This is a genomic window from Acinetobacter higginsii (assembly GCF_000369525.1).
GTDB classification, from domain to species: domain Bacteria; phylum Pseudomonadota; class Gammaproteobacteria; order Pseudomonadales; family Moraxellaceae; genus Acinetobacter; species Acinetobacter higginsii.
The window spans coordinates 941,606-953,646 of record NZ_KB850072.1; the positions used below are offsets into that span (position 1 = coordinate 941,606).

Annotated in this window: 13 protein-coding genes and 1 pseudogene; 9 read left to right on the top strand and 5 right to left on the bottom strand. The window is 37.3% G+C overall.

All coding sequences use genetic code 11. The annotated features are described in order from the left end of the window. The first annotated feature begins 42 nt into the window (after nt 1-42). The 6 genes from F902_RS10400 (at nt 43) to F902_RS10425 (ending at nt 5,138) form a co-directional block, all read left to right on the top strand. Nucleotides 43-621 (top strand): TerD family protein, encoded by a 579-nt coding sequence (locus F902_RS10400; RefSeq protein WP_005203249.1) that lies wholly within the window; start codon nt 43-45, stop codon nt 619-621. A 59-nt stretch (nt 622-680) separates the two neighbouring features. Then, complete coding sequence (locus tag F902_RS10405) at nt 681-1,751, top strand: DUF475 domain-containing protein (RefSeq protein WP_005203250.1); 1,071 nt, start codon at nt 681-683, stop codon at nt 1,749-1,751. A gap of 87 nt (nt 1,752-1,838) precedes the next feature. Next, the gene (locus tag F902_RS10410; RefSeq protein ID WP_004653185.1) at nt 1,839-2,414 is read left to right on the top strand and encodes a TerD family protein; all 576 of its coding nucleotides are present in this window, start codon (nt 1,839-1,841) and stop codon (nt 2,412-2,414) included. A gap of 79 nt (nt 2,415-2,493) precedes the next feature. Continuing rightward, entirely contained in the window at nt 2,494-3,792 is a 1,299-nt protein-coding gene (locus tag F902_RS10415; protein ID WP_005203252.1) for a VWA domain-containing protein, read from the top strand. A gap of 12 nt (nt 3,793-3,804) precedes the next feature. Next, complete coding sequence (locus tag F902_RS10420; protein ID WP_004807604.1) at nt 3,805-4,524, top strand: TIGR00266 family protein; 720 nt, start codon at nt 3,805-3,807, stop codon at nt 4,522-4,524. A 32-nt stretch (nt 4,525-4,556) separates the two neighbouring features. Beyond that, complete coding sequence (locus tag F902_RS10425) at nt 4,557-5,138, top strand: TerD family protein (RefSeq protein ID WP_004807602.1); 582 nt, start codon at nt 4,557-4,559, stop codon at nt 5,136-5,138. 71 nt (nt 5,139-5,209) lie between these two features. On the opposite strand, the gene F902_RS10430 is transcribed toward F902_RS10425, so the two are convergent. Both F902_RS10430 and F902_RS10435 read right to left on the bottom strand, forming a co-directional pair. Beyond that, nucleotides 5,210-5,644, bottom strand: a complete 435-nt coding sequence (locus F902_RS10430) for an acyl-CoA thioesterase (RefSeq protein ID WP_005203254.1) — start codon at nt 5,642-5,644, stop codon at nt 5,210-5,212. After that, nucleotides 5,641-6,801, bottom strand: a complete 1,161-nt coding sequence (locus F902_RS10435) for an iron-containing alcohol dehydrogenase (RefSeq protein WP_005203256.1) — start codon at nt 6,799-6,801, stop codon at nt 5,641-5,643. Before F902_RS10435 ends, F902_RS10430 begins: the two co-directional genes overlap by 4 nt. A 299-nt stretch (nt 6,802-7,100) precedes the next feature. Between F902_RS10435 and F902_RS10440 the strand changes: the two genes are divergently transcribed. After that, complete coding sequence (locus tag F902_RS10440; protein WP_026057551.1) at nt 7,101-8,192, top strand: DUF6670 family protein; 1,092 nt, start codon at nt 7,101-7,103, stop codon at nt 8,190-8,192. A 130-nt stretch (nt 8,193-8,322) separates the two neighbouring features. Here the strand turns inward: F902_RS10440 and F902_RS22875 are convergent, their stop codons facing one another. Then, nucleotides 8,323-8,658 carry a hypothetical protein gene (locus tag F902_RS22875; RefSeq protein ID WP_005203261.1) on the bottom strand — a complete coding sequence of 112 codons (336 nt, stop codon included), beginning with the start codon at nt 8,656-8,658 and terminating at the stop codon, nt 8,323-8,325. Between the two features lie 545 nt (nt 8,659-9,203). Here F902_RS22875 and F902_RS10450 point away from each other — a divergent pair. Together F902_RS10450 and F902_RS10455 are read left to right on the top strand one after the other, a co-directional pair. Then, nucleotides 9,204-9,653, top strand: a pseudogene (locus F902_RS10450) (BLUF domain-containing protein). A 39-nt stretch (nt 9,654-9,692) separates the two neighbouring features. Further along, complete coding sequence (locus F902_RS10455) at nt 9,693-10,160, top strand: BLUF domain-containing protein (RefSeq protein WP_005189133.1); 468 nt, start codon at nt 9,693-9,695, stop codon at nt 10,158-10,160. Between the two features lie 604 nt (nt 10,161-10,764). On the opposite strand, the gene F902_RS22970 is transcribed toward F902_RS10455, so the two are convergent. Both F902_RS22970 and F902_RS10465 read right to left on the bottom strand, forming a co-directional pair. Further along, on the bottom strand, nt 10,765-10,887 hold the full coding sequence (locus tag F902_RS22970; RefSeq protein ID WP_263974999.1) for a hypothetical protein: 123 nt from the start codon (nt 10,885-10,887) through the stop codon (nt 10,765-10,767). Nucleotides 10,888-11,041: 154 nt separating this feature from the next. Then, nucleotides 11,042-11,674 (bottom strand): glutathione S-transferase family protein, encoded by a 633-nt coding sequence (locus F902_RS10465; RefSeq protein WP_005203264.1) that lies wholly within the window; start codon nt 11,672-11,674, stop codon nt 11,042-11,044. Between the last annotated feature and the right edge of the window lie 367 nt (nt 11,675-12,041).

Consider the following 12,041-nt stretch of genomic DNA (forward strand, 5'->3'; position numbering starts at 1 on the left):
GACCATTGAATTTTAAGTGTTCAAACGAGGAGAAAAAACAAAATGGCAATTAGTTTAAATAAAGGTGGAAATTTATCCCTAAGTAAAACAGATCCAAATTTAGTTCGTATTTTAATTGGATTGGGCTGGGATGAGCGTGCGACTGATGGCGCAGCATTTGACTTGGATGCGAGTGCATTCTTATTAACCTCAACAGGTAAAGTACGTGGTGATCACGACTTTATTTTCTACAACCAACTTAAATCTCAAGATGGTTCAGTCGAGCACACGGGTGACAACCGTTCAGGTCAAGGCGATGGTGATGATGAAACCTTATTGGTTGATCTGTCAAAAGTCTCACCTGAAATTGAAAAAATTGCGATTACCGTGACCATTCATGATGCACAAGCACGTGGTCAGAATTTTGGTCAGATTGCCAATGCCTTTATTCGTGTTGTGAACCAAGACACCAATGTAGAAGTGGTTCGTTTTGATTTGGCAGAAGATTATTCGACTGAAACTGCCATGGTGTTTGGCGAGGTTTATCGCCACAATGGCGAATGGAAATTTAAAGCCGTTGGTCAAGGCTATGCTGGTGGGCTTGCTGCAATGTGCCAACAATATGGTATTCAGGTCGGCTAAGGTTCTCATTTCAACACATAAATGATGAATAGCTTAAAGCTGTTTAGAAAAGGAAAAAAATGAAACATTTTCGTTTCTCAATTATTTTTACCGTAATCTGTTTAGGGTTATCAGCATGGTGGGGCTTTACGCATGGCCCAAATGCTGGTTTCTCGATGATGCTTAAAGTTTTATTGATTACGACAGTACTAGCGGTCATGGAAGTATCCCTGTCTTTTGATAATGCTGTTGTCAATGCATCAGTACTCAGAAACTGGGACGAGTTCTGGAAAAAACTATTTCTTACCGTTGGTATTTTAGTTGCTGTATTTGGTATGCGTTTAATCTTCCCACTCTTAATTGTTGGTGTAACCGCTGACATGGGAATGATTGAGGTTGCGAAACTGGCATTGAATGATCCAAAAACTTATTCAGAAAAGTTACTTGCACATCATGCTGAAATTGCAGCCTTTGGTGGGATGTTCCTACTGTTGGTGTTCTTAAACTTCTTGTTTGATGATGGTAAAGATACGCACTGGTTCCATTGGCTGGAAACCCATTTATCGAATCTAGCAAATATTCCTGCGATGTCAGTATTCGTGTCACTGATTGCTTTACTGACTATGGCTGCTTTTGTACCTGAGCAACAAAAACTGATTGTGATTGTCGCGGGGATCTGGGGCATCGTGGTTTATATCGGTGTACAGGTATTGGGTCATTTGCTTGAAGGCAGCAGCGAAGATGATGAAGCCGATGAAAAACCAGTTACTGGTACTTCAAGTAATATCGTCAAAGCAGGTATTGGTGGTTTCCTTTACCTCGAGGTATTAGATGCTTCGTTTAGTTTTGATGGTGTGATTGGTGCATTTGCGATCACAAGTGATGTGGTTGTGATTATGCTCGGTCTGGCCATTGGTGCAATGTTTGTCCGTTCGATGACGATTTATTTAGTTGAGAAAGGCACACTAGAAGCATTTATCTATCTGGAGCATGGCGCACATTATGCGATTGGTGCTTTAGCTGCAATTATGCTTTATACCGGAACAGGTGGTCATGTGCCTGAAGTTGTAACAGGCTTGATTGGTATTGCATTCATTATTTGGGCTGTATTATCTTCAATTGCTTACAGTAAACAACAAACACAAGCTTGATAAAAATGTATGGATACATCATTTATATGATGTCCATGATTCAAATGAAATAAACAATGAGTTGAAATTTAATAAGGAGAAACTCGAATGGCAATTAGTTTAACCAAAGGCGGCAACGTTAGCTTAACCAAAGAAGCGCCTGGTATTACAAAAACAACTGTTGGTTTAGGTTGGAATCCTCGCGTAACTGATGGTGCTGCATTTGACCTAGATGCAATTGCATTTTTAGTCAATGAAGGTGGTAAGGTTCGTGCTGATAATGACTTTATTTTCTTTAATAACTTAAAGTCATCTGATGGTTCTGTGGTTCACAATGGTGATAACCGTACAGGCGAAGGCGATGGTGATGACGAAACCCTAAGTATCGATTTAAGCAAAGTTCCAGCTGACGTTGCAAAAGTGATCTTTGCGGTTACGATTTATGATGGTCAAACCCGTAACCAAAACTTTGGTCAAGTTGCGAATGCCTACATTCGTGTAATTAACGATGCGGGGGGTACTGAAATTGCACGTTATGACTTGTCTGAAGACAGCAGCACTGAAACTGCAATGATCTTTGGTGAACTTTATAAACACGGTAGCGAGTGGAAATTCCGCGCAATCGGTCAAGGTTTTGCTGGTGGCTTAGGGCCATTAGCCGCTTCTTATGGTGTTTCTGTTTAAGATGTCTGTGGGAGATAGTGTTTAGGCACTATCTTCTTTTTCGATATTTATAAATGATAAAAATAGGTTATTCCTGAATATGTTGAATTTAGTTCGCGGACAAAAAATAAAATTAAATGATGTTTTACAGGGGCAATCCTCTTTTTATATCCAGATTCAATATCAAGCCGCTTTTGATTTAGATATCGCCAGTTTTGGGCTTGATCCGCAGTATCGTTTGAGTGATGAGCGATACATGACCTTTTATAATCAGCCTGAAACGCCATGCCAAGCGGTTCGTCTGATTGAAAATCACAATAAATGCAGCCGTTTTTTAGTTGATTCTGCAAAACTACCTGCAAATATTCAACATCTGGTTTTGACCGCTGCAATTGATGGACAGAATGTCATGTCGCAATTACAGCAAGCGACGATTCAAATTCTTAACTTGCAGTTACAGCCGATTGCTGAACTGAAGTTAGATGGCAGCATCTTTGATCAAGAACGTGCCACCATGCTGATTGAGATTTATCGAAAAGAAGGTATTTGGCGTTTAGCAGCCATTGGACAAGGCTTTAATGCAGGGCTTGCCGCGTTAATTCAACATTTTGGTGGAGAAGTTGCCGAAGAGCCGACAGTACAACAGCCGACACCTGCAGCACCACAATCGAATATCGATTTAAAGAAAAAATTATCTTTGCAAAAGGCCGAAAAAACGGGCAATGCATCCATTATCGATCTGACCAAAAAATCACTGGTCCAACTGGAAAAGAAAAATTTACTGGGCGTAACCGCTCGCGTAGCCTTGGTATTAGATGCATCTGGCTCAATGGATGGGCAATATCGCCGTGGTGATGTGCAAAAGGTGGTGAATCGCTTAATGCCACTGGCCATTCATTTTGATGATGATGGCAGTTTTGAATGTTGGGCTTTTGCCGCTAAAACGACACAACTGGATGATGTGACGCTCGACAATGTCAATGATTTCATTAATACCACCCAACGTGGCTGGAAAAACTGGCAAGTGGGGGCACGTTATAATGAGGAAATTCCAGCAATTGAAGCTGTGATTAACTATTTCCAAAAATTCAAAGATCAAATTCCGACTTATGTTTTATTTATTTCGGATGGTGGCGTGGGCAGCCGTCGACAAATGCAGAAAATATTATCCCAAGCGGCCAAACTGCCTATTTTCTGGCAATTTGTCGGGATTGGCGGGCGAGATTATGGTGCACTAGAAAAGCTGGATGAAATGTCAGGTCGAATTGTCGATAACTGTAATTTCTTTAGTTTGGACCGCATTGATAGTGTTTCAGATGAACGTTTATATGAATTGTTATTACAAGAATTCCCTGATTGGTTAATCGCTGCGAAGCAACATCAGATTGTTAGAAATTAAAAGGAATAAATAATGGCACAGTTTAGCTTAGTTGGTTCACCAGAACCGTTCCTGCATGTATCCATGCGCCGTGGCGACAAAATCTATTGCGAAAGTAATGCCATGGTGATGATGGAAGCGCCTTTGGAGTTAAAAGGGCGTTTGCAAGGTGGCTTAATGCAATCCCTATTACGTCGTTTTGCCAATGATGAATCGTTGTTTCAGCAGCATATTGAAGCTGTACGCGGTGATGGTGACTGTCTGTTATCCGCAGCGTTGGATGGGGATATGCAGATTTTGGATGTCGGTGCGACGCAGTATTTGCTGAGTGATGGGGCTTTCGTGGCGGCACATGACTCAGTTGAAGTCAAAGCTCGTTTAAACAGCAGTCTGGGTGGTGCATTTTTTGGTAATACCGGTGGTTTTTTGGTGATGGAAACTAGCGGGCAAGGCCAAGTGGTGGTGTCTGGTTGTGGCACCTTGTTTGAGCTTGAAGTTGAACCAAACAAAGAAGTCATTATTGATAATGGACACGTGGTCTGTTGGGATTCACGCTTAAATTATAATTTATCCGTTTCTACTTCACAGAGTAGTGGCTTTCTTGGCAATTTGGTCAATAGTGTGACCAGTGGTGAAGGGATGGTGTTACGTTTTTCGGGCCAAGGTAAGGTGGTAATTTGTTCTCGAAACCGTAACAACTTCCTGCAATGGTTAACTTCGAAGTTAAACTTAAACCGTAATCAATCCAATTAAAACAATCATTTTTATCCAGAGGAGAAAAATACATGGGAATTAATTTAGAAAAGGGTCAAAAAATTAGTTTGCAAAAAGCAGATGGCAGCAGCTTACAACAAATTTTTTTGGGTGTGGGCTGGGACGTTGCGAAAAGCAAAGGCTTTTTCGGCTTTGGTGGTGGTGGTGGGAATATTGACCTTGATGCCTCTGTCATTTTATTTGATGATAACAAACAAGTATTGGATGTCGTTTACTTTGGTCAATTGCAAAGTAAGGATGGCAGTATCCATCATTCGGGCGATAACTTAACTGGTGAGGGCGATGGTGATGATGAAGTCATTCGTGTTAATTTGAACCAGATTCCAGCACAAGTAAAATCGTTGGTATTTACTGTGAGCAGTTTCCGTGGACAGACCTTTGAGAAAGTTGAAAATGCATTCTGTCGTTTGGTGGATCAATCCAGCAATCAGGAAATTGCAAGCTATAAGCTGTCTTCACAAGGCGCACATACTGGTTTGATTATTGCAAAAATTTATCGCCACAATGATGCATGGAAAATGCATGCGATTGGTGAAAATGTGCATGGTCGTACCTTCCAAGATATCGTACCTTATGCTTTACCACATATCTAATGATTTAAATTGATCATGGCCTGCCGCAATCGCTCAATACATTGCGGCATGTTTATTTCTGCAATCTGAAATTATAATAAATAGTGGTTTAGAACATCCCGCATTGCTTCTGGAATGGTGGTGCTTTTTCGGCTTATCCGATCCACAAAGACATGGACAAAATGCCCTTGAGCAGCAGCCTCGTGCTGACCTTGTTTAAAGATCGCCAACTCGTATCTAAGTGATGAGTTTCCTACTTTGCCAATCGCTACACCTACTTCAATGATTTCTGGAAACGACAGTTCCTGTTGAAAGCTACAAGCCGAATCAACCACTAGACCAATAATTTCACTGTGATGAATATCAAAACCTGTTTTCTGAATCAGTAATGAATTGGCTGCAGTATCAAAATAACTATAATAAGTCACGTTGTTGACGTGGCCGTAAATATCATTATCGGCCCAACGGGTCTGGATTGGAAAAAAGAACTTAAATTGTTCGCGTCGTTTTAAAGTCGGTTTGCTCATGCATAAATCGCCTGATAGATCTGTAATGCGTCTTGTTCGGTCATTTCTCTTGGATTGTTCTGCAACAGTCGAGTTTGCAGCATGGCATCTTTGGCAAGTTGTGGTAATTTCGCTTCAGCAATATCGAGTTCTTTTAACTTCAAGGTTAAGCCACTTTGGTCCAGATGATTCTGCATATGGTCTATAAACAGGTCGCAAAGGCCATCGGTACAACCCGTACTTCGAGGGTCTAGTAATTGCATCAATTCTGCATAGTGTTGTTTGGCTTTGGGTGCATTAAATTTTAAAACTTCAACCAGCACCAATGCATTGGTATGTCCATGCGAAAGGTGAAAATGCCCACCCAATGGGTATGCGAGGGCATGTACCGCACCAACGGGGGCATTGGCAAAGGCTTGACCAGCTAACATAGAGCCCACCAACATGTTTTGGCGTGCCTCTAAGTCAGCCCCATTTTTCAAGACTTTGGCTAAATTATGATTAAGTAATTTCAATGCATTTTTAGCCAGCATATCGGCATAAAAATTCTTTTTAATATTTGAGGTATAAGCCTCAATGGCATGCACCATGGCATCGATGCCTGTCGCCGCAGTAAGATGCGCAGGTAAACCTTGAGTGAAAGTCGCATCTAAAATGGCAACATCGGCATATAAAATTGGTGAAACCACGCCCATTTTGGTGGTTGCACCTGTAGTCACAATTGAAATGGGAGTGACTTCTGAACCTGTGCCCGCTGTGGTCGGGATGTGAATCAGTGGTAAACGCGGGGCTTTGGCTTGGTTTACGCCGTAGATTTCACTGAGGTTTTGTTGTTGTTCAGGATGTGCCAGCAAGGCAATGATTTTGGCCACATCCATTGAACTACCGCCACCAAAACCGATGATCACATCTATCTTTTCTTGTTTCGCAAAATCAACAGCTTCCAGCACAATATGTTCTGGTGGATCTGCTTGGATATCGGAATAAATAATGTATTCAAGACTAATCTGATTCAGAATTTTTAAAATGGGTTGATGCAATTGATGTTGTATCATTCCTGCATCGGTTACGATGAGTGCCTTATGATAATTTTGTTGTGTTAAAACACTTTTAAGTTCTTGTATTGAACCTAGCCCCGCAATGATGTTCGGAACAGTTTGAAATTGAAACGAGTTCATACATACATCCTTATTTTTCATAATAAATACAACATTTTTATATCATGTGACTATAAGTTTCACTGTCTAAATAAATTAACATAAGGCGTTCCTAAAAAGTGTAGCTCTGAGCAAGAAAAGAAGAAAAAGGTATTTGTTCTCGTCATTAATAAATAGTCATCTTAGGACAGTCTAGTCATATTCTTAAATTAATTAAACAAAAAAGGATTTCTTCTGTCCTCATTTAACATTAATAAAACTGGTTGTAAGTTCTAATATAGAACTAATTTTAATTTTAAGTAACCCATGTAAAAATGTTTATGTTAGCTTCAAGTCATTTAGGGCCAAAGGGCATTAAAGATATAGTTAATAGCAAATTAGCTAAGTTTTCAGGATATTTATTAGGTGCTGTAACCCCAAAGAAACAGAGTACACTTCCTAAAGCTTTTGAATTAAGCCCACATATTGACTATAAGCGATATGGAAGTACACATTACGGGATCATGGTACCAGACTTGCCTGAACCATATCGTTATCTCTCTTGGGCTTCAGTGATAGGTTATGTTGGCTTTCCGATAACAGACTCAGAATATCAAATGTCCATTAGAGGAAAAGGTGATACCGCGTCATTGGTCCATGGGACAGCTTTATCTTCTACTGAAGAAGCATTTAAAACATATTCAATAGTTGATGATATACAGTTCAGTGAAAAGCCATTTTCTGTCATTTTTAACAATGAAACTTCTCTCACAGAAATTGACAATGGGTTTCTTCTAACTACAAAAAGAGAAGATTTGCAAATTGAAATACATTTGGTACCTACCGGAGCAATCACATGGTTTGCATATGGTTCTTTATACAAGCATTTCAGTGTATTGATGAAATATGAAGGACGAATGATTCAAAATGATGAAAGTATAGAAGTAAATGGGCTTTGCACCCTTGAATCATGGAAAGCTATAGCAACATCAATGCTAAAAAATCAAACATTAGTAAATGCTATCCAAATTCCTGTAAAGATTTTCAGTTATCAAGTAATTAACTTAGATGATGAACAGCAATTGGTGCTGGCTTTTATTTGTTATGAAGATCAACCTATTTTAACATCAGTCTATTACCGTCATATCGATGGTACTTCAATTCAATTTAATGGTGATATAAGGTTTGAAGTTACTAAGAATAAGGTTGAACCTCAGATAACACCTGATGGTTATAGCATGTATGTACCAGAAACATTTGAATGGATTGCATATCACGATAATTTGAAGATTTTAGAAATCAGAGCAGAAGTAGATACCGCATATTGCTATGGTTTAGCGGCTGGTTATGTTTCTTCGTATAAGTGGCAAGGAATGTTCCAAGGGAAAGATCTTATTGGCAGAGGGTATTTAGAGTATATCGATAGACGTTAAAAAAATTAACTTAAGAATGAACTGAATAATTTTAAAAAAGTCCTCTGATGAGGGCTTTTTTAATTAAAGTGATTCGACCTTAAATTTTCAATGCGTCTATCAGCTTTGTATTCGAATACCGACTAAGAAATTAAAAAGCATCAGTTTTATAAAGTGGGATTACTACATTCTTTTTTAGTTTTGGCATAAGCGTTTCAATTAAAATTAGTGTAGATAGTGAAGTCAAAAGCATCAACAAAACTTCTAGAGAATGACTTAATAGGAATAGTATCGTGTAAAACACAGAAAAGCATAGAAGACTGACCAAAAAATTTTTAAAATACAGTGTGATAAATACAGAGTATAAGAGTGAGGAAAAGAATAAATTAAAGTTTTGGTTCATTCCCATCTTGTCAAACACGATTATAACTAGAGAAATAATTATTACAGAAAGAGCAAAAATAAAAAAATTCTTGATGATATTCATTGTTTTTCCTCTAATTCAAGTTGAAAAGAAAATCCCCACCTTTAAGGGCCTCATCTCAAAGGTGGGGATTTGTGTGTACACCATTTTTAAAGTAAGCCTATCTATTGGTTTTGTCGTCTAAAATAATCATGGCTAGAATTTTAAACTCAATAAAAATAATGGATTATCGAAATACTGGTGTATGAGAAAATTATAGTTATTCAAAAATCTAACGGTATAATCTTTGGCTTACATGATCATAAGAAATCTCGCACATTTGATTGTTATTTGATCAATAAATAGTTGGAATAAAAATTTAATATTTATTTATATCAAATCCTTAATTTTAATATCTCTGAAATTCTCAAAAATCCATTAATATTTTTTAACAGAAGTATGGCAGAAGGAATACGTAATGAAGTAAAAAATTAAAATAGTATTAAAAAACAAATGCATGTATTGTATTAGACGGTTTTATTGTAGTTGCTGATCCTATAGACTTTTCACTTTAGTCGGTAGATTTAGCTTTTACCTATTATGTAATTTTATAGCTGGAAGTGATAAAAATGGAGTTCGTGAGAGTTTTATACGCAAGCAAGGCCACCAATATCTATCCAGATCTTAAACAGGATTTGATAAAAATCTTGGATACAGCTGTAGATTTCAATTCTCGAAATGAAATTACAGGCGTTCTTTACTATGGGCATGGATACTTTGTTCAGTGTTTAGAAGGGCGTAAGAGTAAAATTGATGAGCTTTTCTATGAAAAAATTTTAAAAGATGATCGTCATAAAAACTGAGAAATTTTATTTTATGAAAAATGTGATTTTGGACTTTTTAAACGTTGGAACATGAAGTTTGCACCAATTAATAAAAGATTAGGGGACTTCTTTTTAGAAAACCATAGAGATGATTTTAATCCTTTCTTACTTACTACAAACTCAATACCATCATTCATTGAGCTTCTAGCTTCAGAGTATGCAACAGAGCCATATGTTTTTGAAGTAAATGACTAGTACCAAATTTTAACCATGCATCGTACATGAGAGAAGAAAATGAAGATTCAATTGTGCTATGCAAGTTCACGACAAGGTCTTGCTGACGATCTGATTGATGATCTAAGCAATATCCTGACTGTAGCAAGAGACTTTAATTCCAAGAATGCTGTATTTGGAGTTTTGTATTATGCAAATAATGCATTCTTCCAATGTTTAGAAGGGGAAGACTTTATTGTTTTACCTTTATTCGAAAGTATCAAAAAAGACGCTAGACATAACAGTATTATTGAATTTGAAGTTAAAAAAATTCAGAAGTATAGTTTTAAAAACTGGTCTATGAAGTATGTTCAAAAAAGCTCGAAAGTAGATATTTTCTTTAATCGGTTAGGCTGTGAAGAATTTATCCCATCTGTTTTGAATGATCAGAATTTGAATGGATTGCTTGAAGCATTATTGAATGAAAATCAAACTCGCGTTCGTAAAAGAGTGGGTTTAAATCAAAGAGGTATTCACCCATATCTTTGAAAAAATTGATTGAAGCTTATGGGGGGATAGGTTTTTAGGTAAATGTGTATTGTATCAGTGGTTCAGGAATATCTAATTTTACCCATAGAGTTAATTTCAATGACCTTGTAAAGCTTGTTCTTATAATGAATTACTTTATTGACATACGCATTGTCTAGCTCATCCCATATATCAAAGTTAAAAAACTCGGCTGTTTCAGCATAAATCCATAGCCAATTTGAAACTCTATTGTTGTGGGCTGAGTCGTACACGGAGTCTTGCACTTTTTGGAGCTTATGTAACTTTAAGTCTTCATCCTGAAGAACCACTGCATTAATCTTCAAAAAAATGCTTCTTAAAAAATATAGGTAGATGTAATTTTATACAATTCGAGGATAGAGTCACATTTCAGAATGTAAAATAATTTTTAAGAAAAATTAGGAGATGTAACGGTCTATACTGGCTTCTTATTTAAGTAAACGTTGTACAGTAGGCCTATAATTTGAGAGATCTTAATTTTTAGGAATCTCAGGCCCCGTTGGCTTTCCCACCTCCCTAATAAATCGTTCTTCCATTGCGCTATACTGTTTAAAGTTTTCACGGGCTTGGTTCAGTAATGGTGCGTTTACTTAAGCGCGAAAGTCATGATCTTCTGCTTTACTGGATCAGCCTCTAAGAAATATACTGGAGAGATGTCATAGCCGCCGTTATATGGTTCATCTTTAGTTAAATAGCCCAGCATAAACATGGCTAAAACATTCTATTTCTCTATTCGTCTTCGTAATCACACTGAAATTTGTGTAAAAGTTCTCATAAGAGGACTTGTTTCATCAGTTAATCTGTTCAAAGTGTGACTTTACGATTCATATTTGTTAAGTGATTCACCCATATATTTTTTATCTTTAGATCAGCATGCCGTCTTGTTCAATTTTTTCTGCTGCCTTCCAACTTGGTAGTGAGCTTAAACGTTCTACATAACTTTTAATATATGGATAATTTTCACCTTGTTCCATATGATGAATTAAGCCGTGAAGCCCAAATCCCATCATAAAGTCTGCCCCTGTTAAACGATCATCCACTAAAAAATTTTTATCTTTTAAATAATCATTTAAAAAACCAAAAACTTTATCAAACTCAACTTGAGTATAGTTTTCTAGAAACACCAATTTCGTACCATGCTTAGCTTCTATCTGATTAAACGTTTTTAATAAAAATGGCACCATAGCAGAGCTTTCAGCGAAGTGAATCCATTGTAGATATTCTGCATAAATAGCGTCATTTATATCTGGTGCAAGGTGTGGAGCAAGTCTTTGAATCAACAACTCTACTATAGCACCTGATTCCGCAATCACTTTACCTTCCCATTCAATTACAGGAGATTTTCCTAAAGGATGAATGGCTTTTAGTGACTCAGGTGCCAAATGAGTCGTTAAGTCACGGTAATAGCGTTGCAATTGATATGGTTGTTTGATTTCTTCGAGTAACCACAAAATTCGGAAAGAACGTGATTGGTCTAAGTGATGTAATGTAATCATGATAATACCTGCTTTAAAAATCTTATGGGTCATTTCCCCAAATTTTACGGTTTCCAATATACGCTTAAGTTTACAGATAGTGCTGTTTATCTACTTAAATAATAGTCGAACTGCTATAGCAAATATGAAAAAGCAAATGTTTTCAATGTTTGAAGTTGCAGAGCAGGATTAAGTGATTCCTTAATCAAAATGTATCTTAACTTTTTCAACAATCATTCTTAGTCTTTGATAGAGGTGGCGTGAGTCGAATGCGCTTCCGCAAAAACCGTATTCTTTGAGCGTTTTTTGCATTTTAGCTTTATATAATTGACCTTTAAACATTCAGTTTCTTTATGAGCTTGGTTGTTCAGTGTGGTTTCATGCAACG

Coding starts and splice junctions, on each gene's coding strand:
- F902_RS10410 (WP_004653185.1), top strand. CDS start 1,839: ATGGCAATTAGTTTAACCAAAGGCGGCAACGTTAGCTTAACCAAAGAA.
- F902_RS10425 (WP_004807602.1), top strand. CDS start 4,557: ATGGGAATTAATTTAGAAAAGGGTCAAAAAATTAGTTTGCAAAAAGCA.
- F902_RS10435 (WP_005203256.1), bottom strand. CDS start 6,801: ATGAACTCGTTTCAATTTCAAACTGTTCCGAACATCATTGCGGGGCTA.
- F902_RS10415 (WP_005203252.1), top strand. CDS start 2,494: ATGTTGAATTTAGTTCGCGGACAAAAAATAAAATTAAATGATGTTTTA.
- F902_RS10420 (WP_004807604.1), top strand. CDS start 3,805: ATGGCACAGTTTAGCTTAGTTGGTTCACCAGAACCGTTCCTGCATGTA.
- F902_RS10400 (WP_005203249.1), top strand. CDS start 43: ATGGCAATTAGTTTAAATAAAGGTGGAAATTTATCCCTAAGTAAAACA.
- F902_RS10455 (WP_005189133.1), top strand. CDS start 9,693: ATGAAGATTCAATTGTGCTATGCAAGTTCACGACAAGGTCTTGCTGAC.
- F902_RS22970 (WP_263974999.1), bottom strand. CDS start 10,887: ATGTTTATGCTGGGCTATTTAACTAAAGATGAACCATATAACGGCGGC.
- F902_RS10440 (WP_026057551.1), top strand. CDS start 7,101: ATGTTAGCTTCAAGTCATTTAGGGCCAAAGGGCATTAAAGATATAGTT.
- F902_RS10405 (WP_005203250.1), top strand. CDS start 681: ATGAAACATTTTCGTTTCTCAATTATTTTTACCGTAATCTGTTTAGGG.
- F902_RS22875 (WP_005203261.1), bottom strand. CDS start 8,658: ATGAATATCATCAAGAATTTTTTTATTTTTGCTCTTTCTGTAATAATT.
- F902_RS10430 (WP_005203254.1), bottom strand. CDS start 5,644: ATGAGCAAACCGACTTTAAAACGACGCGAACAATTTAAGTTCTTTTTT.
- F902_RS10465 (WP_005203264.1), bottom strand. CDS start 11,674: ATGATTACATTACATCACTTAGACCAATCACGTTCTTTCCGAATTTTG.